Annotated in this window: 19 protein-coding genes and 1 pseudogene; 13 read left to right on the forward strand and 7 right to left on the reverse strand. The window is 66.8% G+C overall.

Features of this window, described 5'->3' with window-relative positions:
- The first annotated feature begins 80 nt into the window (after positions 1-80).
- Both J7024_RS02715 and J7024_RS02720 read left to right on the forward strand, forming a co-directional pair.
- Positions 81-1,472: an aspartate aminotransferase family protein gene (locus J7024_RS02715; protein ID WP_124897341.1), complete on the forward strand. Its 1,392-nt coding sequence runs from the start codon at positions 81-83 to the stop codon at positions 1,470-1,472.
- Positions 1,473-1,792: 320 nt separating this feature from the next.
- Positions 1,793-3,202, forward strand: a complete 1,410-nt coding sequence (locus tag J7024_RS02720) for a purine-cytosine permease family protein (protein WP_124897342.1) — start codon at positions 1,793-1,795, stop codon at positions 3,200-3,202.
- A gap of 17 nt (positions 3,203-3,219) precedes the next feature.
- Here J7024_RS02720 and J7024_RS02725 read toward each other — a convergent pair whose 3' ends face one another.
- Positions 3,220-4,224: an AraC family transcriptional regulator gene (locus J7024_RS02725; protein WP_124897343.1), complete on the reverse strand. Its 1,005-nt coding sequence runs from the start codon at positions 4,222-4,224 to the stop codon at positions 3,220-3,222.
- Between the two features lie 136 nt (positions 4,225-4,360).
- Here J7024_RS02725 and J7024_RS02730 point away from each other — a divergent pair, with 136 nt between their 5' ends.
- The 3 genes from J7024_RS02730 to J7024_RS02740 are packed head-to-tail and all read left to right on the forward strand — an operon-like array spanning position 4,361 to position 8,031.
- Complete coding sequence (locus J7024_RS02730) at positions 4,361-6,034, forward strand: acyl-CoA synthetase (RefSeq protein ID WP_124897344.1); 1,674 nt, start codon at positions 4,361-4,363, stop codon at positions 6,032-6,034.
- A 20-nt stretch (positions 6,035-6,054) separates the two neighbouring features.
- Positions 6,055-6,822 (forward strand): 3-hydroxyacyl-CoA dehydrogenase, encoded by a 768-nt coding sequence (locus tag J7024_RS02735; RefSeq protein WP_175751399.1) that lies wholly within the window; start codon positions 6,055-6,057, stop codon positions 6,820-6,822.
- Between the two features lie 18 nt (positions 6,823-6,840).
- Positions 6,841-8,031, forward strand: coding sequence for an acetyl-CoA C-acetyltransferase (locus J7024_RS02740; protein WP_124897346.1), 1,191 nt, complete (start codon positions 6,841-6,843; stop codon positions 8,029-8,031).
- Between the two features lie 163 nt (positions 8,032-8,194).
- Here the strand turns inward: J7024_RS02740 and J7024_RS02745 are convergent, their stop codons facing one another.
- Positions 8,195-8,887 (reverse strand): TetR/AcrR family transcriptional regulator, encoded by a 693-nt coding sequence (locus J7024_RS02745; protein ID WP_124897347.1) that lies wholly within the window; start codon positions 8,885-8,887, stop codon positions 8,195-8,197.
- 364 nt (positions 8,888-9,251) lie between these two features.
- Between J7024_RS02745 and J7024_RS02750 the strand changes: the two genes are divergently transcribed.
- From J7024_RS02750 to hydA, 5 genes are all read left to right on the forward strand, one after another.
- Entirely contained in the window at positions 9,252-10,532 is a 1,281-nt protein-coding gene (locus J7024_RS02750) for a Zn-dependent hydrolase (protein ID WP_175770498.1), read from the forward strand.
- 129 nt (positions 10,533-10,661) lie between these two features.
- On the forward strand, positions 10,662-11,999 hold the full coding sequence (locus J7024_RS02755; protein WP_234744779.1) for an NAD(P)-dependent oxidoreductase: 1,338 nt from the start codon (positions 10,662-10,664) through the stop codon (positions 11,997-11,999).
- 72 nt (positions 12,000-12,071) lie between these two features.
- Positions 12,072-13,379 carry an NAD-dependent dihydropyrimidine dehydrogenase subunit PreA gene (gene preA / locus J7024_RS02760; protein ID WP_175770496.1) on the forward strand — a complete coding sequence of 436 codons (1,308 nt, stop codon included), beginning with the start codon at positions 12,072-12,074 and terminating at the stop codon, positions 13,377-13,379.
- A 99-nt stretch (positions 13,380-13,478) separates the two neighbouring features.
- Positions 13,479-14,987 (forward strand): NCS1 family nucleobase:cation symporter-1, encoded by a 1,509-nt coding sequence (locus tag J7024_RS02765; protein ID WP_124897351.1) that lies wholly within the window; start codon positions 13,479-13,481, stop codon positions 14,985-14,987.
- Positions 14,988-15,069: 82 nt separating this feature from the next.
- Complete coding sequence (gene hydA / locus J7024_RS02770) at positions 15,070-16,527, forward strand: dihydropyrimidinase (protein WP_175751389.1); 1,458 nt, start codon at positions 15,070-15,072, stop codon at positions 16,525-16,527.
- A gap of 73 nt (positions 16,528-16,600) precedes the next feature.
- Here hydA and J7024_RS02775 read toward each other — a convergent pair whose 3' ends face one another.
- The 4 genes from J7024_RS02775 to msrB all read right to left on the reverse strand — a co-directional run bounded on the left by J7024_RS02775 (position 16,601) and on the right by msrB (position 21,237).
- Positions 16,601-17,734: an aromatic ring-hydroxylating oxygenase subunit alpha gene (locus J7024_RS02775; protein ID WP_175751387.1), complete on the reverse strand. Its 1,134-nt coding sequence runs from the start codon at positions 17,732-17,734 to the stop codon at positions 16,601-16,603.
- A gap of 199 nt (positions 17,735-17,933) precedes the next feature.
- Positions 17,934-18,677 carry a peptide-methionine (S)-S-oxide reductase MsrA gene (gene msrA, locus J7024_RS02780; protein ID WP_124897354.1) on the reverse strand — a complete coding sequence of 248 codons (744 nt, stop codon included), beginning with the start codon at positions 18,675-18,677 and terminating at the stop codon, positions 17,934-17,936.
- Between the two features lie 54 nt (positions 18,678-18,731).
- Positions 18,732-20,633, reverse strand: a complete 1,902-nt coding sequence (locus J7024_RS02785; protein WP_175751385.1) for a cytochrome c biogenesis protein DipZ — start codon at positions 20,631-20,633, stop codon at positions 18,732-18,734.
- A gap of 37 nt (positions 20,634-20,670) precedes the next feature.
- Positions 20,671-21,237 (reverse strand): peptide-methionine (R)-S-oxide reductase MsrB, encoded by a 567-nt coding sequence (gene msrB, locus J7024_RS02790; protein ID WP_175751383.1) that lies wholly within the window; start codon positions 21,235-21,237, stop codon positions 20,671-20,673.
- 148 nt (positions 21,238-21,385) lie between these two features.
- On the opposite strand from msrB, the pseudogene J7024_RS37425 reads away from it, so the two are divergent.
- A pseudogene (locus J7024_RS37425) lies at positions 21,386-21,800 on the forward strand (DUF1016 N-terminal domain-containing protein); the annotation flags it as partial.
- Here the strand turns inward: J7024_RS37425 and J7024_RS02795 are convergent.
- Positions 21,739-22,035, reverse strand: a complete 297-nt coding sequence (locus J7024_RS02795; protein WP_311769311.1) for an AAA family ATPase — start codon at positions 22,033-22,035, stop codon at positions 21,739-21,741. The pseudogene J7024_RS37425 and the gene J7024_RS02795 overlap by 62 nt on opposite strands.
- 642 nt (positions 22,036-22,677) lie before the next feature.
- On the opposite strand from J7024_RS02795, the gene J7024_RS02800 reads away from it, so the two are divergent.
- Together J7024_RS02800 and J7024_RS02805 are read left to right on the forward strand one after the other, a co-directional pair.
- Complete coding sequence (locus tag J7024_RS02800) at positions 22,678-23,106, forward strand: antitoxin Xre/MbcA/ParS toxin-binding domain-containing protein (RefSeq protein ID WP_124897358.1); 429 nt, start codon at positions 22,678-22,680, stop codon at positions 23,104-23,106.
- Positions 23,103-23,576, forward strand: coding sequence for an RES family NAD+ phosphorylase (locus tag J7024_RS02805; protein ID WP_124897359.1), 474 nt, complete (start codon positions 23,103-23,105; stop codon positions 23,574-23,576). The genes J7024_RS02800 and J7024_RS02805 overlap by 4 nt, the downstream gene beginning before the upstream one ends.
- The last annotated feature ends 155 nt before the right edge of the window (positions 23,577-23,731 follow it).

Raw genomic sequence — 23,731 nt, forward strand, 5'->3', positions numbered from 1 at the left:
CCGCTGCCGAGCCGAGGAAGTCTGCTGCGCCGGCAGCGCACCCTCCCCTTGATTCACACAATGAAACCGGAGACTCGCACATGAATGCGCCCAACTTTCCGCACCGCACGACCCAGGACTATCAACGCAGCGACGCCGCGCATCACCTGCATGCGTTCGTCGACCAGAAGGCGCTGAACCAGGAAGGCGCGCGCGTGATGGTGCGCGGCGAAGGCGTCTATCTGTGGGACAACGACGGCAACCGCTATCTCGACGGGATGTCGGGGTTGTGGTGCACCAACGTCGGCTATGGCCGGCCGGAGCTGATCGACGCGGCCGCGCGGCAGATGAAGGAACTGTCGTACTACAACATGTTCTTTCATACGACGCATCCGTCGGTGATCGAACTGTCGGAGCGGCTCTTTGCACTGCTCGGCAATCGCTTCAGTCATGTCGTCTACACCAATTCGGGTTCCGAATCGAATGAAGTGCTGATTCGAACCGTGCGCCGCTTCTGGGACGTGATGGGCAAACCCGAGAAGAAGGTGCTGATCGGCCGTGTGAACGGCTATCACGGCTCGACGGTCGGCAGCGCGTCGCTGGGCGGCATGGCGTTCATGCACGAGATGGGCGATTTGCCGATTCCGAACATCACGCACGTCGACGAGCCGTACTGGTACGCGAACGGCGGCGACCTGAGCCCCGAGGCATTCGGCAAGCAGGCGGCGCTGTCGCTCGAACGCAAGATCCTCGAGATCGGCGCGGATCGTGTCGCCGCGTTCGTCGCGGAGCCGTTCCAGGGCGCAGGCGGCATGATCTTCCCGCCGGACGGCTACTGGCAGGAGATCGAACGCATCTGCCGTCAATACGACGTGCTGCTGTGCGCGGACGAAGTGATCGGCGGCTTCGGCCGTACCGGCGAATGGTTTGCACATCGCCACTTCGGCTTCGAGCCGGACCTGATCTGCATGGCGAAGGGGCTGACGTCGGGCTACGTGCCGATGGGCGGCCTAGTCATGAGCCGGCGCGTCGGCGATGCGCTGGTCGAGAAGGGTGGTGTCTATGCACACGGGCTGACCTATTCGGGACACCCGGTCGCGGCCGCCGTCGCGCTGGCCAACCTCGACGTGCTCGAGCGCGAGCGTCTCGTCGAGCGGACGAAGACGGATACGGGCCCGTACCTGCAGCAGGCGTTGCGCGAAGCGTTCGACGGCCATCCGCTCGTCGGAGAAATCCAGGGCGCGGGCGCGGTCGGTGCCATCCAGTTCGCGAAGAACAAGGCGACGCGCGAGCGCTTCGCAAACGAGGCCGATCTGACCTGGCACAGCCGGACGGTCGGGTTCGAACTCGGTGCGATCGTGCGTTCGACGAACGGCCGTCTGATCGTTGCGCCGCCGCTCGTGATCGACCATGCGCAAATCGACGAACTGGTCGGCACGATGCGCAAGGCGGTGGATGCAACCGCCAGGGAGGTACTCGGGATCGACTGCTGACCGAGCGTGCGACGCGATTTCCGCTCGGTGCAGGATGTGCGGAATCGCGCCTCGCGACGGACGCCGCTTCCGAGGCCGCACGATTGCGCGTGATTCGGCAAGTGGCGATCCGAAGCGAACCCGATCGGATCGATTGAGGGTAGCAAGCGCATCGACGTCGGGTGTTCGTCCCGATGTTATGTAGGAATGCGAATTGAATATGTCGCGCATGGAGGCGACGTTTCCCGTACATGCGGAAGAACGCCCCCGTTGCTTGTGCAACTGACTTGATCCGATCGACCGCAAGCCAACGAACATCACAACAGAGACAAGGAGACGAAATGAGTCAGGGCGAGTCCATTGCTCATCTCGAGGAAAGTACGATCCAGCAGATTCCGCTGACCGAGCGGCACGGCAGCGCGAAGGACCTGTTCACGATCTGGTTCGGTTCGAACATCATGATGCTGACGATCGTCACCGGATCGCTCGCGACGACGGTGTTCAAGCAGCCATTCTGGTGGGCGGCGCTCGCGACGCTCGTCGGCAGCCTGATCGGCGCGATATTCATGGCGCTGCACTCCGCACAGGGGCCGCAGCTCGGCGTACCGCAGATGATCCAGACACGAGGGCAGTTCGGTTCGTTCGGTGCGTTGCTGGTGGTCGCGCTGGTCGTCGTGATGTACGTCGGCTTCTTCGCGTCGAACTGCGTGTTCGGCGGGCAAGCGCTGCACAGTCTCAGCCCAGGGATCCCGCTCGACGCGGGTGTGGTGGCGATCGGCCTGATCAGCCTGATTGGATCGATCTACGGGTACAAGCTGATCCACGCGTATGCACGGCTGCTGAGCTGGTGTTCGGGCACCGTGCTCGTGCTTGCATTCGTGTGGATCCTCTTCGTGCATGGACTGCCGGGCGATACGTTTTCGAAGCATTCGCTGAACCTGTCGGGCTTTCTCGGCTCGATGTCGGTGGCCGCGCTGTGGCAGATCGCGTATGCGCCGTACGTGTCCGACTACTCGCGCTACCTGCCGCCGGATACCGGGCCGCGCACCGCGTTCTGGTCGAGCTACTGGGGCTGCGTGCTCGGGTCGTTCTTCCCGATGCTGCTCGGCTGCCTGGTGGGCCTCGCCACGCCAGACGGCAACGTCGTGAACGGCCTCACGGGCCTCACGCAGGGCATCAGCGTGCTCGTGATCGTCGTGCTGTCGTTCGGCATCGCGGCCAGCAACGCGATGGAGCTGTATTGCGGCGCGCTGTCGGCGATCACCGTATTGCAGACGCTCTTTCCGTCGTGGTCGGGCCGGGCCCGCGCACGGGCGATCACGGCGATCGTGCTGTGCTGCATCGCACTCGTGATCGCGCTGTTCGGGCAGAACAATTTCCTGGCCGGCTATACGAACTTCATCCTTCTGCTGCTGTACGTGCTCGTGCCGTGGACGGCCATCAATCTCGTCGATTACTACCTCGTCTGCCACGGGGAATACGACGTCGATTCGTTCTTCCGGCAGGACGGCGGCATCTACGGGCGCTTCAACGCGATTGCGGTCGGGTCGTATTTGATCGGCATCGTCGCACAGGCGCCGTTCATGGCGACCGATCTCTATACCGGGGAGCTGGCAAACCGGCTGGGCGGTGCGGACATCTCGTGGATCGTCGGGCTGTCGTTGACGTCGCTCGTCTACTACGCGGGTTGCAAGCTGTTCTCGCGACCGATGCACGAGGTTGCGCCGAGCGTCGACGGCATGTCGCGCTGACCAACCGGCACCGCGCGTCAATGCTCCGGCTGCGCCGCATTGACGTCGCGGCGAAACGCGCCCGGGCTCGTGCCCGTCCATTTCCGGAACGCGCGATGAAACGCGCTGGGCTCGGTGAAACCGAGTTCGGCCGCGATTTCCGCGACGCTGAGCGTGTGCCCGCGCAGCAGCGACTGGGCGAGCGCGCCGCGCAGTTCGTCCTTGATCGACGCGAAGCTCTGCCCTTCGCTGCGCAAACGTCGCCGCAGCGTCGCGGGCGTCGTGCCGAGGCGTACGGCCAACGTATCGAAATCCGGCCACTCTGCGGCCGGCCGCGCCTTCAGGTGCGCACGTGTCTTCGCGACCCAGCCGGTGTCGTGCCGATAGCGGACCAGCAGATTGCCGGGCGCGCCGCGCAGGAACGTCCGTAGCGCCTGCGCGGAGCGGATCGTCGGCAGTGCGAGATACGCGGCGTTGAAGGCGAGCCGGCTGTCGGGGCGGTCGAAATGCACCGGCACGCCGAAGAACTGGTGGTAATCGCTGCGCTGATCGGGGCTCGGGCACGCGAAATCGATGCGCTGCAGCGGAATGCGGCGCCCGATCAGCCAGCATGCGACGCCAAGCAGGATCAGCCAGAACGTCCGGTAAGCGAACGCCGAATACGGCGCACCCGATTGTGTCAGGACGATCTGCGCCCGCCCGTCGGCGACGACGAGTTCGCCGTGCGGCTCGTCGAGCACCACGCGCAGGAACTGGAGCGCGCGCCGCAGCGCCTGTTCGAGCGTGCCCGCATGCAGCACGGCGTGGCAGAGCAGCGTGAAGCTGCCGCGCCGCATCGGGCGGGCGGCGAGCCCGAAGAATTCGTCATCGATCGTGGCAGCGATCGCGAGCCACAGCCGGCCGTACTGTTGCGGCGTGACGGGCTCGCGCACGGTATCCGGCAAGCCCGCGGCGCGCAGCACGGGCCCGACCGGAATCCGTTGCCCGCGCAGGCTCTCGAGCGCATCGTCGACGAAATCCGGCGAGATCATCTGCGGCCCCATTTTTTCATGCCCTCCTGACATGGTAAAAGCGATCACGATTCTAGATTCTGTTTGTCATTGATTGCAATGTGACGGCTGTCTACCATCATCGATATACCGCCGGTTCGCCGACGGTCATAACGAACAGGAGACACGCATGCGTGATGGAGCAAACGCCCGGGTGGTGCCGGCCTACGCCGACGCCGTGGCCGGCTTCCGTATCGAGACTGCCGCAACGCAGTTGCACGGGGACCTGGAACGGGGCCTGAACGCATGCGTCGAATGCTGCGACCGGCATGCAGCGGCGGACGCGAACGCGATCGCGCTCGACTGGATCGACGCCGGTGGCCAGCACCGCAGCTTCACGTTCGCGCAGATGCAGGCGCTGTCGGCGCGAGTCGCGAACCTGCTGGTCGCGCAGGGTGTGAAGCCGGGCGACGTGGTGGCCGGCCTGTTGCCGCGTACGCCCGAGCTCGTCGCGACGATCCTCGGCACGTGGCGCGCGGGCGCCGTCTATCAGCCGCTGTTCACCGCATTCGGCCCGAAGGCGATCGAGCACCGGCTGCGCATGAGCGACGCGCGGCTGGTCGTGACCAACGTCGCGAATCGCGCGAAGCTCGACGAGATCGCCGATTGTCCCCGGGTCGCCACGGTGCGCGAGCCCGGCGACGCGCTGCCGGCCGGCGACATCGATTTTCGCGCGGCGCTGGATGCGCAGTCTGACGCGTTCGAACCGGTGCTGCGCACGGGCACCGACCTGTTCATGATGATGTCGACGTCGGGTACGACGGGCTTGCCGAAGGGTGTGCCGGTGCCGCTGCGCGCGCTGCTCGCGTTCGGTGCGTACATGCGCGACGCGGTCGACCTGCGCGAAGGCGATCGCTTCTGGAACATCGCCGATCCGGGCTGGGCCTACGGTCTTTATTACGCGATCACCGGCCCGCTGCTGCTCGGCCATGCGACGACGCTGTACGAAGGCGGCTTCACCGTCGACAGCACCTACGACGTGATCGAACGGCTCGGCATCACGAGCCTCGCCGGCTCGCCGACCGCATACCGGATGCTGATGGCGGCCGGCACCGACGCGGCGGCGCGCCTGAAAGGGGTGCTGCGCGTGGTCAGCAGCGCGGGCGAGCCGCTGAATCCGGAAGTCGTGCGCTGGTTCGACGCGGCGCTCGGTGTGCCGATCTACGATCACTATGGCCAGACCGAACTCGGGATGGTCGTGAATAATCATCATGGGCTCGCGCACGTCGTCCACGCCGGATCGGCCGGCTTCGCGATGCCCGGCTATCGCGTCGCGGTGCTCGACGACGCAAGCCGCGAACTCGGACCCGGCGAGCCCGGCAACCTCGCGATCGACATCGCTCGCTCGCCGCTGCTGTGGTTCCACGGCTACTGGCAGCAGGACACACCGGCGATCGCGGGCGGCTACTACCGTACCGGCGACAACGTCGAGCTGGAACCGGACGGCACCGTGAGCTTCATCGGCCGCGCGGACGACGTGATTACGTCGTCCGGCTACCGGATCGGCCCGTTCGACGTGGAAAGCGCGCTGATCGAGCATCCGGCCGTCAGCGAGGCTGCCGTGATCGGTGTGCCGGACCCGGAGCGCACGGAGATCGTCAAGGCGTACGTCGTGCTGTCGAAGGGCTTCGAAGGCACGCCCGCGCTAGCCGACGAACTGAGCCAGCACGTGAAGCGGCGGCTGTCCGCGCACGCCTATCCGCGCGCGATCGACTTCGTCGACGCGCTGCCGAAAACCCCGAGCGGCAAGATCCAGCGCTTCGTGCTGCGCAAGATGGAAGCCGAGAAGGCCGTTCAATCCTGAATACTGAATATGGACTGCGAATGAATATCAAGGATCGCGTTTTTCTGATTACGGGCGCCGGTTCGGGCCTCGGTGCCGCGGTCGCGCGGATGGTGGTCGCCGAAGGTGGCAACGCGGTGCTGCTGGACGTCAATGAAGACGCCGGCGCGAGCCTCGCGCATGAGCTTGGCGCGGCCGCGCGCTTCGTGAAGACCGACGTGACGAGCGACGCCGAAGGTCAGGCGGCCGTCGCCGCCGCGCGCGACGCGTTCGGCCGGATCGATGCGCTCGTGAATTGTGCTGGCGTCGCGCCGGGCGAGAAGGTCGTCGGCCGCGAAGGTCCGCATTCGCTCGACCGCTTCGCGCGCGCGGTGTCGATCAACCTGATCGGCACGTTCAACATGATCCGGCTGGCGGCCGACGCGATGTCGAAGCAGGACGCGAACGCGGAGGGCGAGCGCGGCGTGATCGTCAATACCGCGTCGGTCGCGGCGTTCGACGGGCAGATCGGACAGGCCGCCTATGCGGCATCGAAGAGCGGCGTGGTGGGCATGACGCTGCCGATCGCGCGCGAACTCGCGCGGTTCGGCATTCGCGTGGTGACGATCGCGCCGGGCATTTTCGCGACGCCGATGATGAGCGGCATGCCGCAGGACGTGCAGGATGCGCTCGGCAAGAGCGTGCCGTTTCCGCCGCGGCTCGGCCGCCCGGACGAATTTGCGGCGCTGGTGCGCCACATCGCCGAGAATACGATGCTGAACGGCGAAGTCATCCGTCTCGATGGCGCGCTGCGCATGGCACCGCGCTGACACTGGAGGAAATCAATCATGACGACACAGGATCCGATCGTTATCGTTGGAGCGGCACGCACGCCGATGGGCGGTTTCCAGGGCGACCTGGCCGCCGCCAGCGCGAGCGACCTCGGCGCGGTGGCGATCCGCGCGGCACTCGAGCGCGCGAACGTACCGGCCGAGCGCATCGATGAAATCGTGTTCGGCTGCGTGCTGCCCGCCGGCCAGGGGCAGGCGCCCGCACGGCAGGCCGCACTGAAGGCAGGGCTGCCGCTGGGTGCAGGTGCGACGACGGTCAACAAGATGTGCGGCTCGGGTATGAAGGCCGCGATGTTCGCGCACGACCTGCTGCTGGCGGGCTCGGCGGATGTCGCCGTCGCGGGCGGGATGGAGAGCATGACGAATGCGCCGTACCTGCTGCCGAAGGCGCGCGCGGGTATGCGCATGGGGCACGGCCAGGTGCTCGACCACATGTTCCTCGACGGGCTCGAGGACGCGTACGACAAGGGCCGGCTGATGGGCACCTTCGCCGAGGATTGCGCGCAGGCCTACCAGTTCACGCGCGAGGAGCAGGACGCCTTTGCGATCGCGTCGCTGACGCGCGCGCAACGTGCGATCGCGCAAGGGCGTTTCGTGTCGGAGATCGCACCGGTGACGGTGAAGGCCGGCAAGACGGAAGCCGTCGTGTCGATCGACGAGCAGCCGGGCAACGCGAAGCTCGACAAGATTCCGACGCTCAAGCCGGCGTTCCGCGAAGGCGGCACGGTGACGGCGGCGAACGCGTCGTCGATCTCGGACGGCGCGGCCGCGCTCGTGATGATGCGTCGCTCGGAAGCGGAACGGCTCGGCCTCACGCCGAAAGCCGTGATCGTCGGGCATTCGACCTACGCGAACAAGCCGGGCCTGTTTGCGACGGCGCCGATCGGTGCGATCCGCAAACTGTCGGAAAAAACCGGTTGGAACCTGCGCGACGTCGATCTGTTCGAGATCAACGAAGCGTTCGCGGTGGTCGCGATGGCCGCGATGCGCGATCTCGACCTGCCGCACGACAAGGTCAACGTGCACGGCGGCGCGTGTGCGCTCGGACATCCGATCGGCGCATCGGGCGCGCGCGTGATGGTGACGCTGCTGGCCGCGCTCGAAGCGTATGGTCAGAAGCGCGGCGTCGCGTCGCTGTGTATCGGCGGCGGCGAGGCGACGGCGATCGCGATCGAACGCATCGCCTGACGCAAACGCACGACGCAAACGCACGACGCAAACGCACGACGCAAACGCATCGTGCGCGATACGGCCGGCACGCCGTATCGCGACGCGGGCGGCGGGCAGCGCGCAGGGTCTTCCTGCGTCGTGCCCGTCGCCCGTTTTGTCTTTCGGGGATGGCGCGAGCGCGTTACGCATTCGCGTTCGGCGACACCGCGCCGCATGCGCGGATCACGAGCTGCACGACCTGCTCGGTCTTCTCGTCGAACCCCTTCTGCGTGAACGCACGCTTGCCGCTCAGCGCGCGGATCTGCGCATCGAAATCCGCATAGTGCTGCGTGGTCGCCCACACGAGGTACAGCAACGCGTGCGCATCGATCGGCGCAAGCAAGCCGCGCGCGATCCAGCCTTCGACCACGGCCACGCGCTTGTCGAACCACGGCTTCACGCGTTCCGACAGGATGTCCTGCATGTGCGTCGCACCGTGGATGATCTCGTTGGCCCATACCTTCGAGCCGAGCGGGCGCCGCCGCGACAGATCCATCTTCGCGCGCACGTAGCTGGCGATCGCCTCCACCGGATCGTCGCCGTCCTCGAACGATCCGGCCGCGTGGTGCCAGTCTTCGAACAGATCGTCGAGCACGCGGCGATACAGCGCGAGCTTGGTCGGGAAGTAGTAATGCAGGTTCGCCTTCGGCAGGCCCGCACGTTCGGCGATCATCGCGGTGCTCGCGCCGTCGAGCCCGCGCTCAGCGAATACGGCTTCCGCACAGGCCAGCAAATGCGCTTCGTTGGACTCGCGGATGTGTGCCTTGCGTCGCCGCAAAGGCGTGCGCGTTTCGTCGGTGCCGGTCGCCTCGGCGTCCGCTTCGTCATGTCTCATCGTTGCCCTCGCGCGGCGTGCATGCCGCGTTGGGCTTCATTCTAGCCGCTCGCTTGCGTCGAGCGCACGTGCTTGCATCACGGCAGCGCGCGCAATGCTGCGATGCGGTGGCACGTTTCTCGCTCGGTGAGACCCGCGAAAGAAAGACATTGCATTGCACATTTTGATCGTCTAAAACCTGTCCAATCGGACAGGATTCGACGCGTGACGGAATCGAGTGCCAATGTCTCCGCCGCTCGATCGGACGTATGACGCGAACGATGCGCACATGCACATTGCGTGTGCGGGTTTGCCCCGACAGAAGCAATGCGTGCACCGGCATCGACCGGAATGACGACATGACGACCCCACAGGAGCGATACGAATGAACGCGGTATCGGAAACAGTGAAACGGGCAGCATTCGACACGTCGATCAAGGTCGACGGCAAGCGGTTGTGGGACAGCCTGATGGAGATGGCGAAGATCGGCGCGACGCCGAAGGGCGGCGTCTGCCGCCTCGCGTTGACCGATCTCGACAAGGCCGGGCGCGACCTGATCGTCGGCTGGGCGAAGGCCGCCGGCTGCACGGTGACGGTCGATACGATGGGCAACGTGTTCATGCGCCGCGCGGGCCGCGTGGCCGATGCGGCACCGGTCGTCACCGGCTCGCACGCGGATTCGCAGCCGACGGGCGGCCGGTTCGACGGCATCTACGGCGTGCTGGGCGGTCTCGAAGTGATTCGCAGTCTGAACGATCATGGCATCGAGACCGAGCATCCGGTCGAGGTCGTGATCTGGACCAACGAAGAAGGGTCGCGCTTCGCGCCGGCGATGGTCGCGTCGGGCGTGTTCGCGGGCGTGTTCCCGCTCGAATACGGGCTGTCGCGCAAGGACGTCGACGGCACGACGATCGGCGAGGAGCTCGCGCGCATCGGCTATGCGGGCGACGTGCCGTGCGGCGGGCGCAAGTTGCACGCGGCGTTCGAGCTGCATATCGAGCAGGGACCGATTCTCGAGGCGGAGTGCAAGACGATCGGCGTCGTGACCGATGCGCAGGGGCAGCGCTGGTACGAGATCACGTTCACCGGGCAGGAAGCGCATGCCGGCCCGACGCCGATGCCGCGCCGCCGCGATGCGCTGCTCGGCGCGTCGCGCGTGGTCGATCTGGTGAACCGGATCGGTCTCGATCACGCGCCGTTCGGTTGTGCGACGGTCGGCATGATGCAGATCCACCCGAACTCGCGCAACGTGATCCCGGGCCGCGTGTTTTTCACCGTCGACTTTCGGCATCCGGACGACGCCGTGCTTGCGCAGATGGACGCCGCGCTGCGCGACGGCGTCGCACGCATCGCCGCCGACATCGGGCTCGAAACCGAGCTCGAGCAGATTTTCTACTACGAGCCGGTCGCATTCGATCAGGCCTGCGTGGCGGCCGTGCGCGCCGCAGCCGACCGCTTCGGCTACTCGCATCGCGACATCGTGTCGGGCGCGGGCCACGACGCATGCTATCTGGCGCAGGTCGCACCGACGTCGATGGTGTTCGTGCCGTGTGTCGACGGCATCAGCCACAACGAGATCGAGGACGCGACGCCGGCGTGGATCGAGTCCGGCGCGAACGTGCTGCTGCACGCGATGCTGTCGCGCGCTTGCGAGCCGGCTTCATGACGCATCGGACGTAACGCAGCCAGTAGGCTGCCCGGCATCATACCGTAGCATTCCTTATAAAAACCGCCCCGACTGTGCATTCACAGCCGGCGGGGACGGCTTTGTCTCCACCCAGTCGAAGGAACGCGTATGACCACCAAGCCAACCGGCGATATCGCCGCGCATCGCCTGTCGTCCACGCAACTCTCGTGCGAATTCGCCGATATCGCGCCGCTGCTCGATCCGACTGCCGCGGCGGCCGCGGCCAGCCGCTGCCACTACTGCTACGACGCGCCCTGCGTGCAGGCGTGCCCGACGCAGATCGACATCCCGAGCTTCATCCGCAAGATCGGCAACGGCAACCTGAAGGGGGCGGCGATGGACATCCTGTCCGCGAATCCGCTCGGCGGGATGTGCGCGCGCGTATGTCCGACCGAGATCCTGTGCGAAGGCGCCTGCGTGCGCAATCACCAGGATGCGCAGCCGGTTGCGATCGGCGCGCTGCAGCGGCACGCGACCGACTGGGCGATGGCGACCGGTGCGGTGCGCTTCACGCGTGCACCCGATACCGGGCGGCATGTCGCCGTGGTCGGTGCGGGCCCGGCCGGACTTGCATGCGCGCACCGGCTCGCGCTTGCCGGCCATCGCGTCACGCTGTTCGACGCGCGGCCGAAGGCGGGCGGCTTGAATGAATACGGGATTGCCGCATACAAGACCGTCGACGAATTCGCGCAGCGCGAAGTCGAGTGGCTGCTGTCGGTCGGCGGCATCACGCTCGAGACCGGCGTCGCACTCGGCCGCGACATGACGCTCGACGTGCTGCGCGAGCGGCATGATGCGGTGTTTCTCGCGATGGGCCTGGGCGGGGTGCGCATGCTCGCGATCGACGGGGAGCAACTGGGCGGCGTGATGAACGCGGTCGACTTCATCGAGCAGGTGCGGCAGGCCGACGCTTTGGAGAACGTGCCGGTCGGGCGGCGCGTGGTCGTGATCGGCGGCGGCAATACCGCGATCGACGCAGCCGTGCAGAGCCGCAAGCTCGGCGCGCAGCGCGTGACGATGGTGTACCGGCGCGGCGTGGAGGCGATGAGCGCGACCTGGGCCGAACGCGAGTTCGCTCAGAAAAACGGTGTCACGCTGGTCACGCATGCGAAGCCGGTGCGTATCGCGGGCGCGGACGGGCACGTGACGGGCGTCGAATTCGAGGCCGCGTCCGGCGAACGCTTCACCGTCGACGCGGACATGGTGCTGAAGGCGATCGGCCAGACGCTGGCGCCGGACGGCGTCGCCGCTGCCTTGCTGACGGCGGACGGCACACGCATCGCGGTCGATGCCGACGGACGCACGGCGTTGTCCGACGTATGGGCCGGCGGCGACTGCGCGGCGACGGGCGGCATCGATCTGACGGTGCAGGCCGTGCAGGACGGCAAGCACGCGGCCGCCGCGATCGATGCGGCGCTCGCGCCGCGCGACGCCAAGGCCGCGTGAGCGCGGCATACGCAACGGCAACGCGCACGTCACGCGCGCCACGATAACGTCCCCATTCTCACGGAGCCGAACATGGCCGACCTTCGCTGCACTATCGCAGGCATCACCTCGCCGAATCCCTTCTGGCTCGCCTCCGCGCCGCCGACGGACAAGGCGTACAACGTCAACCGCGCATTCGAGGCCGGCTGGGGCGGCGTCGTCTGGAAGACGCTCGGGCTCGATCCGCATGTCGTCAACGTCAGCTCGCGCTATGGCGCGGTGCAGTGGAACGGGCAGCGGATCGCCGGGCTGAACAACATCGAGCTGATCACCGACCGCCCGCTCGACGTGAACCTGAAAGAGATCGCACAGGTGAAGCGCGACTGGCCGGACCGCGCGCTGATCGTGTCGCTGATGGTGCCGTGCAACGAGCGCGACTGGAAGTGGATCCTGCCGCTCGTCGAGGATACGGGTGCCGACGCGGTCGAACTGAATTTCGGCTGCCCGCACGGGATGAGCGAGCGCGGCATGGGCGCGGCCGTCGGGCAGGTGCCGGAGTACGTCGAGATGGTCACGCGCTGGGTCAAGGAGGGCACGAAGCTGCCGTGCCTCGTGAAGCTCACGCCGAACATCAGCGACATCCGGATGGGGTCGCGCGCAGCGTACAAGGGCGGCGCGGATGGCGTGTCGCTGATCAACACGATCAACTCGATCGTCGCGGTGGACCTCGACCTGATGGCGCCGATGCCGACCGTCGACGGCAAGGGCACGCATGGCGGCTATTGCGGTCCGGCGGTCAAGCCGATCGCGCTGAACATGGTCGCGGAGATCGCGCGCGACCCGGAAACGCCGAACTTGCCGATCTCCGGCATCGGAGGGATTTCGTCGTGGCGCGACGCGGCCGAATTCATGGTGCTGGGCGCCGGCAGCGTGCAGGTATGCACCGCCGCGATGCACTACGGTTTCCGGATCGTGACGGATCTGGCGGACGGACTGTCGAACTGGATGGACGAGAAGGGCTACGCGACGCTCGACGACGTGCGCGGTCGCGCGGTGCCGAACGTCACCGACTGGAAATACCTGAACCTGAAGTACGACATCAAGGCGCGCATCGACCAGGACCGCTGCATCCAGTGCGGGCTGTGCCATATCGCGTGCGAGGACACGTCGCACCAGGCGATCACGGCCGAAAAGGACGGCGTGCGGCGTTTCGACGTGGTGGACGCGGAGTGCGTCGGGTGCAATCTTTGCATGCATGTGTGTCCGGTCGAGCAATGCATCACGATGGAGCGTGTCGACGCGGGCGACTACGCGAACTGGACCACGCATCCGAACAACCCGGCGCGCGTCGATGCGGGCGCGAGCCCCGCGCAACCGGAGAAGCACGCGAAGGCGGCCTGACCGGCGGCCGGCGGCGCGGGACCGTCCGCGCCGCTGCCTTTGTTCTGTTCGGCCGGCATCGTGCGATGCCGGCGCTGACGTTTACGTGGAGCGCCCTCGATGAAACCAGCAGCGATTCCCGCCGATTCCGACAGCGCCGCGGCGCCGGCCGGCAGCCTGTACAACGACGACCTGGCACCGACGACAGCGGCGCAGCGCACGTGGCGGTGGTATCACTTCGCGGCGTTGTGGGTCGGGATGGTGATGAACATCGCGTCGTACATGCTCGCGGCCGGGCTGATCCAGGAAGGCATGTCGCCGTGGCAGGCGGTGCTGACCGTGTTGCTCGGCAACCTGATCGTGCTCGTGCCTATGCTGCTGATCGGTCATGCCGGTGCTAAGCACGGGATTCCGTACGCGGTGCTCGTGCGCGCGTCGTTCGGCACGCAGGGCGCGAAGCTGCCCGCGCTGTTGCGCGCGATCGTCGCGTGCGGCTGGTACGGCATCCAGACCTGGCTCGGCGGTAGCGCGATCTATACGCTGCTGAATATCCTGACCGGCAACGCGCTGCACGGCGCGGCGTTGCCGATCGTCGGCATTTCGCTCGGGCAGCTCGCATGTTTCCTCGTGTTCTGGGCGCTGCAGCTGTACTTCATCCTGCACGGCACCGATTCGATCCGCTGGCTCGAAAGCTGGTCCGCGCCGATCAAGGTCGTGATGTGCGTCGCGCTCGTGTGGTGGGCGACGTCGCAGGCGGGCGGCGTGGGCTCGATGCTGTCGGCGCCGTCGCAGTTCGCGGCGGGCGGCAAGAAGGCCGGGCTGTTCTGGGCGACGTTCTGGCCGGGCCTGACCGCGATGGTCGGCTTCTGGGCGACGCTCGCGCTGAACATCCCCGACTTCACGCGCTTCGCGCATTCTCAGCGCGACCAGATCATCGGACAGTCGATCGGGCTGCCGCTGCCGATGGCGCTGCTGTCGGTGGTGTCGGTCGTCGTGACGTCGGCCACCGTGGTGATCTACGGCAACGCGATCTGGGATCCGATCGACCTGACGAGCCGGATGACCGGCATCGGCGTCGGTATCGCGCTGGTGATCCTCACGCTCGACACGATGTGCTGCAACCTCGCGGCGAATCTGGTCGGGCCCGCGTACGACTTCTCGAGCCTCTGGCCGAAGGCGATCTCGTATCGCACGGGCGGCCTGATCACCGCGACGATCGCGATCGTGATGATGCCGTGGAAGATCCTCGCCACGACCGACGGCTACATCTTCACCTGGCTCGTCGGGTATTCGGCGCTGCTCGGGCCGGTCGCGGGGATCCTGATGGTCGACTACTTCCTGATTCGCGGCACGCGGCTCGACACGCGCGCGCTGTTCGACGAGCGCGGCGGCTTCAGCTACACGCGCGGCTGGAACCCGGCCGCGCTGGTCGCGCTCGCGATCGGCGTGCTGCCGAACCTGCCCGGTTTCCTGCACACGGCATTTCCGGCATCGTTCGCGAACGTGCCGGCGTTCTTCAACACGCTTTACACGTATGCGTGGTTCGTCGGCCTCGTGCTGGCGTCCGGCGTGTACGGCACCTGGATGAAGTGGCGCGCCGGACAGCGCGCGCAGATCGCGAGCGCCTGATGCACCTGATGCAGCCGATGCGCGGACACATCCGGCATCGGCGCCGCATGCGGCACCCGACAGTCAACGAGGAGGCAACGAAATGGCAATCCTGATTCGCGGCGGCACTGTGGTCGATGCAGACCGGACCTATCGTGCGGACGTACTGTGTGCCGACCCGCAGGACGGCGGCACGATCCTGCAGATTGCGGAGAAGATCGACGCGCCGGCCGGCGCGAGCATCGTCGACGCGCACGACCAGTACGTGATGCCGGGCGGCATCGATCCGCATACACACATGGAACTGCCGTTCATGGGCACGACGGCGAGCGACGATTTCTACTCGGGTACGGCAGCCGGCCTGTCGGGCGGCACGACGAGCATCATCGACTTCGTGATCCCGAGCCCGAAGCAACCGCTGATGGACGCGTTTCGCGAGTGGCGCGGCTGGGCCGAGAAGGCGGCGGCTGATTACGGCTTCCATGTCGCCGTCACGTGGTGGGACGAATCGGTGCATCGCGACATGGGCACGCTCGTGCGCGAGCACGGCGTGTCGAGTTTCAAGCACTTCATGGCGTACAAGAACGCGATCATGGCCGACGACGAGATTCTCGTGAACAGCTTCTCGCGTTCGCTCGAGCTCGGCGCGCTGCCGACCGTGCACGCGGAAAACGGCGAGCTCGTGTTCCAGCTGCAAAAGGCGCTGCTTGCGCGCGGGATGACGGGGCCGGAAGCGCATCCGCTGTCTCGTCCGCCCGAGGTCGAAGGCGAGGCCGCGAACCGTGCGATCCGCATCGCGCAAGTGCTCGGCGTGCCCGTGTATATCGTGCACGTATCGGCGAAGGATGCGGTCGATGCGATCTCTCGCGCGCGCAGCGAAGGGCTGCGCGTGTTCGGCGAGGTGCTGCCGGGCCACCTGGTGATCGACGAAGCGGTGTATCGAGACCCGGACTGGACGCGCGCGGCCGCGCACGTGATGAGCCCGCCGTTCCGCTCGGCCGAGCATCGCGAGGCGTTGTGGCGCGGGCTGCAGGCAGGGCAGCTGCATACGACGGCGACCGATCACTGCGTGTTCTGCGCATCGCAGAAGGCGATGGGTCGCGAGGACTTCACGAAGATCCCGAACGGCTGCGGCGGTGTCGAGGACCGCATGTCGGTGCTGTGGCATCACGGCGTGAATCACGGTCGCATCACGCCGAACGAGTTCGTGCGGATCACGTCGACCAATGCCGCGCAGATCTTCAACCTGTATCCGCGCAAGGGGGCCGTGCAGGTCGGTGCCGATGCGGATCTGGTCGTGTGGGATCCGGCCGCGACCAAGACGATCTCGGTGAAGACCCATCACCAGCAGGTCGACTTCAACGTGTTCGAAGGGATGACGGTGCAGGGCGTCGCGACGCACACGCTCACGCGCGGCGCGCTCGCGTGGGCCGACGGCGAGCTGCGTGCGCAGCGCGGTGCCGGCCGCTACCTGAAGCGGCCGCCTGCTGCCGGCTACTACGAGGCCGCACGCATCGCGAACCGGCTGCGCGAGCCGCAGCCGGTTGAACGGTCCGGCTAAGCGGGCCAGCTGCGCGGGCTCGGTTAAGCGAGCCCGTTAGGCGGCCGCCGGGCGGGCGCGTTCGCTGCGGCGGTCAGCGCGTGTCGCCCGCGCCTGCCTGGTGGATCGGGATCACCGTGCGCGCGCCGCGTTCGCGCAGCAGGTCGCGCAGTTCGTTGATGACCGGAAACACCTCGTGGTTCCAGTCGGCGCCCTGCCGGTCGTGCGCTTCCTGCTCGCGTTCGACGATCCAGCGATCCTCGCGGAAGATCCGCTCGGTGAACCATACGAGCAGCGGCCACGCGAGATCGAGCGCGAACGGAATGCCCGGCTTGTGGATCGACAGCAGTCCGAACGTGCGGTTGGTACGCTGCGCGGCGTCGAGCGGCACGTAGACGATCCACAGGTCCATCACGAGCGTGCCTTCGCTCGAGCGGATCTGTAGCGTCTGGTACGGGTAGCCCGTGCGGACTGTCATCACGCTCTTGTTGGCCTGGTCGCCGGGCTTCTTGCTCGAACCGAACACGAGCGCCTCGCCGACCGGCTGCTTGCCTTCCATTCGCGCGAACGTGTAGTCGACCTCGACCCAGTCGTCGCCGCGGCGGCGGCCGACGCTGCGCGCGCGCATCTGTCCCATCTGCTTGCGATGCAGGAACTGATGGTTCATGTCCATCAGGTTCTCGTGCATGAACGAGTAGTGGCACTTGACCTCGCGGCCGAAACGGCGTGTCTTGTATGCCGGATTGTCCGCCGATTCGAGTGCGGGGAACGGGCGTGCGTCGGCGAGCGTCGCGTCGCCGGGGAAGACGAAGATCAGCCCGTGCGCTTCGCGGCACGGATAGGCGCGCACGCCGTTGGGCAGGCGATCGCGGCCGAGATACGGGACGTCGACGCAGCGGCCGCTGTCGCACGCGTAGGTCCAGCCGTGATAGCAGCACCGCAGCGTTTCGCCGGTCACGACGCCCGCATGCAACGGCACCTGGCGGTGCGCGCAACGATCTTCGAGCGCATACACGGCGCCGGATTCGGTGCGGACGAGCACGATCGGGTCGCCGGCGAAATGTACGCCGAGTGTCTTGCCGCGCTTGAGTTCGCGCGACCACGCGAGCGGATACCAGTGATCGGGATGGATGGGCACGCGGCGCAGGTCGCGCACGACCGTGCCGGTGGACGTTTGTTCGAGCGGTGGTTCGAGGGTTCCGCTGTCAGACAAAGGCACTGCGCGCATGCGTGACGCCTCCTGGCTGGACTGGGGTTCCGAGCGCCGCGAAACGCGGCGGGAATCTGAAGCAGTCTACGCGAAGTTGACGCGCGAGGCTGGTGCGATGCGGGTATGCCCGGTCGGGGCGGCGCGGGTTTCCTTGATGCAGCGCAAACTCGGGCGGCGGCGCGGGGTGCCCGTGCCGCGTCGCACGCTCGGCACGCCGTCACATCGGCGCATCGTGCCACAGCACCGCATCGGCGCGGTACAGCGCCGGGAAGCGCTGCTTCAGTCCGGCGATCTTCGGCAAGTCGTTGAACGCGATGTACGGCGCGTCGGGATGCAGTTCGAGATAGTTCTGATGGTACGCCTCGGCCGGATAGAAGCCCTTGTACGCTTCGACGCGCGTGACGACGGGCGCCGCGAATGCGTGTGCGGCACCGAGCTGCGCGATGTAGGCCGTCGCGACGGCGCGCTGCTGTGCCGTGGTCGGAAAGATCGCCGACCGGTATTGCGTGCCGTCGTCGGGGCCTTGCCGGTTGAGCTCGGTCGGGTCGTGCGCGACCGAGAAGAACACCTGCAGCAGCCGGCCGTACGTGATCTGCGTCGGGTCGTACACGATGCGTACCGATTCCGCATGGCCCGTGAGTCCGGTGCCGACGAGCGCGTAGTGCGCGGTTTCGGAAGCGCCGCCCGCGTAGCCGGCCGTGACCTGCTTCACGCCCTTCACGTGCTCGAATACGCCCTGCACGCCCCAGAAGCAGCCGCCTGCCAGCACGGCCGTTTCTTCGTGCGCCGCGCCCGGTGTTTCGTCGAGCGTCGGCGCGGGCACCGCATGCATCGGTTCAGCGGACGCGACGACGCGCTGGTAGCCGAACACGGCGGCGGCCGCGACGGCGATCGCGCCGATGCGGCGCAGCATGACCGCGCGCCGCCGTGGCGGGCAATCGCGAGTGGATGTCGGGATCATGGTTTGCTCCTTCGGGATGCGGGACGGAAGACGGCCGTCTGGCGGCGCGTGTGCTCAACCGAACGTGAACGCATAGGCATCGACACCAGGGTCGAGAAACTCGATCGAGAACGTGCGATCGGCGATCGTGCCCGGCTGCCGGACGAGCTGGTACAGGCGCTGCCCGGTGACGGTGCCGTAGCCCTGCGCGTCGACGTCGGTGCCGTGGGCGGCGCCGGGCGCCGCGCCGTCGAGCGTTACGCGAAAGCGCACCGGCTTGCCGTTCGCGCCCGGGCCGAGCACGAGGTGCAGGTCGCGTGCGTGGAAGCGGTAGACGATCTTCCCGGCCGGCGTGGCGAGCGTCGCACGCTCGGCGCCGACCTGCCATGCGCCGGCGAGGCCCCAGTCGTTCAGCTCGGGATGCACGGGTGAGTCGTAGCGGTGCGTCGCGTCGCGCACGACACCGCCCGGCGACGTGAAGTCTTCGGCGCGCGCATAGCCGATATAGGTTTCGGGCGAGCGCACGTCCGCGCTGTCGGCCGCCGCGAGCGTGCCCTTCGCAGGCGCGCCGGCGAGGCCGAGCGGCACGTTCAGCGCTTCGGGGTGGCCGGCTTCCGCGAGCAGCGACTGGATCGCGCGTTCCGACTGTGCGTATTCGCCTTCGCCGAAGTGATGGTGGCGGATTCGCCCCTGCGCGTCGATGAAGTAGTGCGCGGGCCAGTATTCGTTGCCGAATGCGCGCCAGATCGCATAGCGGTTGTCGATCGCGACCGGGTAGTCGATGCCGAGGTCGTGCACGGCCTTCTTCACGTTGCCGATGTCGCGTTCGAACGCGAACTCCGGCGCGTGCACGCCGATCACGACGAGTCCGTACGGCGCATATTTGCGCGCCCACGCGGTCGTGTACGGCAGCGTGCGCAGGCAGTTGATGCACGAGTATGTCCAGAAATCGACGAGCACGACCTTGCCGCGCAGGCCGGCCGCCGTCAGCGGCGGCGAATTCAGCCATTGCACGGCGCCGTCGAGCGACGGCAACGTGCCTTCGACCGGCAGTGCGGCCGGTGCATGCATTGCAGGCGTCGTGTCGGCCGCGCGCATCATCGCGCTGCCGGTCATCGTGCCGCCCGCGGCCGGTGCGTCGCCGGACGTTGCGGCCATCATCGCGCCGCTCGCTGCGCCGCCGCTGCCGCCGCTGCCGCCGGTGTTGTCGGCGTTGCCGGTCGCGGCCATCGCCACGGGCGCGCCATGCGGGTGGCCGCCGAGCCGGTCGACGAGCTTCGTCTCCAGCCCGCCGGTCGTGACGGTCGACAACTGCGCGAGCGCGCCCGTATCGAGGCCGAGCGCGATCGCCGCGACGCCGGCCAGCAGCGCCGCGCCGATGCCGCGCCGGATCCATTCGCCGGCGCCGAGCGAGCGCTTCATCGCGGCGAACACCTTGCCGCCGATTACGAGCGCGATGCCGAGCGACGTTGCCGCGCCGGCCGCGTAGGCGACGAGCAGCACCGTCGTGCCGACGCTCGCGCCGCGCAGTGCGGCGCCGGTCAGCACGAGTCCGAGGATCGGGCCCGCGCACGGCGCCCACAGCAGGCCGGTGGCGACGCCGAGCAGCAGCGACGACACGGGGCCGGCTGCGCGGCCGTCGCGCTGCGCGAAGCCGGTGAGCCGGTTGCCTGCCGCGACGAGCGGGCGCGTCAGGTGTTCGGCCAGGCGCGGCAGCAGCAGCGTCAGGCCGAACACCGCGAGCAGCGCGATGGCGAGCCAGCGGCCGGCCTGGTTGGCCTGCGCGACCCAGCCGCCGCCGACGGCGGCGAGCGTGGCGACGACGGCAAACGTGAGCGCCATGCCGACGAGCAGCGGCAGGCCGGTACGCACGAACGGCTGGTCGGCGCGCGCGAACACGAACGGCAGCACGGGCAGGATGCACGGGCTCAGGATCGTGAGCACGCCGCCGAGATAGGCGAGGACGATGAGCAGCATGGAAGCATCTCCGGTCGTTCAGGAAGGCGGCGGCCGCTCAGGCGGCGGCCGGGTGGAAGACGAGTGCGAGCCCGTTCATGCAGTAGCGCAGCCCGGTGGGCGGCGGGCCGTCGTCGAATACGTGGCCGAGGTGGCCGCCGCAGCGGCGGCAGTGCACTTCGGTGCGGGCCATTCCGAACGACGTATCGACCTCGGTCGCGACCGCGTGGTCGAGCGGCTTCCAGAAGCTCGGCCAGCCGGTATGGCTGTCGAATTTGGTGCTCGACGAGAACAGCGCGAGGCCGCAGCCGGCGCACGCGAACGTGCCGCGGCGGTGCTCGTCGTTCAGCGGGCTGCTGTACGGCGGCTCGGTGCCGGCGTTGCGCAGCACCGTGTATTGGGCGGGCGTCAGGCGGTGGCGCCATTCGGCGTCGCTGAGGGTGACTTCGAACGGGGCGGCTATCTGCGGGGCGGCCATTGGCGGGGCGGCGGGTTCGCCGCCGCCGGCGGCCGGTGGCGCAGCGAACGCGCGGCCGACCAGCGCACGGCGGCCGACCGACGACAGCGCCGCGAGCACGGCAAGGCCGGTGGCGCCGGCAAACAGCAGATTTCTGCGGGTGGGCATGGTGGGCTCCTGGAAGCAGGTGCTGAAAACATGCGCACAGAGTAGACAGCGGCCGGTGTCGAAGTCCTCACGGAAAGTTAAACGATTCGTGAAGTCCGGGGGGCCTATTGGCGTGCGCCGGGCCGCCGATCTCTCCATTCCTGACAAGATGACCGAACTCGTTCCCGCATCCCTCTTGACCGGCATCCGTCGCATGATTGATTCGGCGCGCGCCCGGGCTGCCGCGGCCGTCAATGAGGAACTGCCTCCCCCTTTATCGGCCGGTTGGTTGTCGCATCAGAGACGATGTGCTGGGCGGTGAGCGCGCAGGCTACGGCCAACAGATCCTCCCGGCGCTTGCCCGGCAGCTAAGAGGCGAGTACGGCCGGGGTTAGAGCGAGCAGTAAATGCGCCACTGCATCCGCGCGGCCGAGGTGTTTCCTGACGAACCAATTCTCTCCGCGCTGCGGAGAGAATAGAACTGGACCCATTTGAAGATGTTGGTGTACGTCGACGACCCGCTCAAGCGCGACTTCTGCATTGAGCCCTGTCGTCTGGAGCGCCGGCCGTTGCGGCAGTTGCGCTTCTCCGCGCTCCAAGGCACAAGTCGATGGCATCGAGGATGATCGACTTGCCGCTGTCACCCGGGCCAATAAGGCAGTTCACGCCGTTGGACGGTGTCCAATCGAGCGTTTGTAGCGAGCGGAAATTGCGAATTTCAAGGCGACGGACGCGCGTCATGTTTCCTCTCAGTTGGTCTGGCAAATATCCCGACGTTTCGGAAGCTGCCCAACGGTTGCACGAGTACTCGTCAGGCATCCCCTAACGTCAGCTCTCTCAGGCAAACCGGTCACCGAGAGTCTCGACGCTGACCGGCCGCCGCAGCCTATATCGGCCGCTCGGATTTTATTTTTGAATGACGGTTCCTGGATGCGGGAGCAGTCGGCCCTGGCCAGTCGTTGACCCTACGCTGTCTTGCAGCGATCGACTATGCAGTCGTTAATTTACGGTCCGGCTGCGGAAGTCTGCGACGTGAATTGACGAATTTGTTTCGAACGTAGGCGAGGTGACAGAATTATTTGGAGGGACTGTCGATAAAGTCGTCAATTCACGCGATGAGCGACGTTCGCAGGGGGCATCTCGAGTTGACATCTTTCCTTTGGTCTACGCATCTCGGCCGCCTTCGTCTGCGAGCATCGAAGCTCGCGGCGAATGTCGGCCACCGTGCAGAGGACATGCCCGGCCGCGATCGCGATCGCGAGCTGCAGCGCTTCCGTGTCGAAAGCGGGTTGCGGTAACGCGTGCATCGCTGTTCCGTGCAGCCCTTCTGACGATCCGCCAGACGGGCCAAGCGCGATTCCTGATCGGCGCCCGACCGTAGTTCGTCGTTTACGCGCGACTTGCGTCAGGTATCATTTGGTCTATAATGTGGTATCAATTGATACTGAGTGGGGAGTTGCCATGTCACTCGTTACCCCGGAAGCCGTGGCTGCGGTCATGGAGCTGATGCCTGTTCCGCATACACTGGCGGAGCTCGAGGCGCTCGTGCGTGACGGCTTGCCGAAGTCCGCGCTGCGCGCCGGCGTCGAACATGCGACGCAAGGAGCGGACGCCCGGCGTGCGCTGCTCGCGCGCATCATTCCCGAAGCGACGTACAAGCGTCGTCGCGATCGCCTGACACAAGATGAATCCGAAAAGACCGAACGTCTCGCGCGGATCGTTGCGACGACCACCTACGTCTGGAACGACGAAGCGGATGCGCGAGAATTCCTGTCGACGCCGCACCCCGAACTGGAGGGCAGGGCGCCTCTCGATGTCGCACTCACGGAGCTCGGCGCGCGCCGTGTCGAAGAATTGCTCTGGAAGCTGTTCTACGGGTTGCCGGCATGAAGTTGTATCGCATCGCCGACACGCGACACACGATCTGGAGCGGCACCGGCGCGATGCTGGTTGGCGGCCGTTTCAACAGTCCGGGCCGGCCGGTCATCTATGCGGCGCTGACCTTTGCCGGCGCGATGCTCGAGGTGCTCGTGCATGCACGAATCGGCAAGGTACCGAAGACGCACGGATGGGTCGAGGCAACGGTTCCCGACGATGTTCTCGTCGAACGCCAGTCCGGCGACACACTACCGGCGGGATGGGATTCGGCCGCGCAGCGCCCGGCACGTCAGTTCGGTGACGCATGGCTCACGGAATCGCGGACCGCTATTTTGGTCGTGCCGTCCGTAGTCGCTCGAGCGGAGTGCAACGTGTTGGTGAATCCTGCGCATCCTGACGCCGCACGCATCGTCGTGACGGATCCAAGACCGGTCGTATGGGACGAGCGACTTTTCGTGGCGCCGTCCGCTGGACGATCATAGATTCTCGCTGGTGGTCTGCTAACCTTACCTCGACGCATTTCTCCTGGAGACAGGAACGACTACGACGTTGTTTTTGGTTTAATTCGCACTCCAACCTAGTTTCCCCGCCCGACGCAGTACCGGAGCCGATCGCACGGTTCGTCGCGAATTGCGTT

It is taken from the genome of Burkholderia sp. WTPI3, assembly GCF_021483755.1.
Lineage (GTDB): Bacteria > Pseudomonadota > Gammaproteobacteria > Burkholderiales > Burkholderiaceae > Burkholderia.

Bases quoted from the DNA above. Each gene is read 5' to 3' on its own strand.
- J7024_RS02725 (WP_124897343.1), bottom strand. From the start codon at position 4,224: ATGGGGCCGCAGATGATCTCGCCGGATTTCGTCGACGATGCGCTCGAG.
- J7024_RS02785 (WP_175751385.1), bottom strand. From the start codon at position 20,633: ATGCTGCTCATCGTCCTCGCCTATCTCGGCGGCGTGCTCACGATCCTG.
- J7024_RS02720 (WP_124897342.1), top strand. From the start codon at position 1,793: ATGAGTCAGGGCGAGTCCATTGCTCATCTCGAGGAAAGTACGATCCAG.
- J7024_RS02775 (WP_175751387.1), bottom strand. From the start codon at position 17,734: ATGCGCGCAGTGCCTTTGTCTGACAGCGGAACCCTCGAACCACCGCTC.
- J7024_RS02765 (WP_124897351.1), top strand. From the start codon at position 13,479: ATGAAACCAGCAGCGATTCCCGCCGATTCCGACAGCGCCGCGGCGCCG.
- J7024_RS02740 (WP_124897346.1), top strand. From the start codon at position 6,841: ATGACGACACAGGATCCGATCGTTATCGTTGGAGCGGCACGCACGCCG.
- J7024_RS02750 (WP_175770498.1), top strand. From the start codon at position 9,252: ATGAACGCGGTATCGGAAACAGTGAAACGGGCAGCATTCGACACGTCG.
- msrB (WP_175751383.1), bottom strand. From the start codon at position 21,237: ATGCCCACCCGCAGAAATCTGCTGTTTGCCGGCGCCACCGGCCTTGCC.
- J7024_RS02805 (WP_124897359.1), top strand. From the start codon at position 23,103: ATGAAGTTGTATCGCATCGCCGACACGCGACACACGATCTGGAGCGGC.
- hydA (WP_175751389.1), top strand. From the start codon at position 15,070: ATGGCAATCCTGATTCGCGGCGGCACTGTGGTCGATGCAGACCGGACC.
- preA (WP_175770496.1), top strand. From the start codon at position 12,072: ATGGCCGACCTTCGCTGCACTATCGCAGGCATCACCTCGCCGAATCCC.
- J7024_RS02745 (WP_124897347.1), bottom strand. From the start codon at position 8,887: ATGAGACATGACGAAGCGGACGCCGAGGCGACCGGCACCGACGAAACG.
- J7024_RS02735 (WP_175751399.1), top strand. From the start codon at position 6,055: ATGAATATCAAGGATCGCGTTTTTCTGATTACGGGCGCCGGTTCGGGC.
- J7024_RS02755 (WP_234744779.1), top strand. From the start codon at position 10,662: ATGACCACCAAGCCAACCGGCGATATCGCCGCGCATCGCCTGTCGTCC.
- msrA (WP_124897354.1), bottom strand. From the start codon at position 18,677: ATGATCCCGACATCCACTCGCGATTGCCCGCCACGGCGGCGCGCGGTC.
- J7024_RS02800 (WP_124897358.1), top strand. From the start codon at position 22,678: ATGTCACTCGTTACCCCGGAAGCCGTGGCTGCGGTCATGGAGCTGATG.
- J7024_RS02715 (WP_124897341.1), top strand. From the start codon at position 81: ATGAATGCGCCCAACTTTCCGCACCGCACGACCCAGGACTATCAACGC.
- J7024_RS02795 (WP_311769311.1), bottom strand. From the start codon at position 22,035: ATGCCTGACGAGTACTCGTGCAACCGTTGGGCAGCTTCCGAAACGTCG.
- J7024_RS02730 (WP_124897344.1), top strand. From the start codon at position 4,361: ATGCGTGATGGAGCAAACGCCCGGGTGGTGCCGGCCTACGCCGACGCC.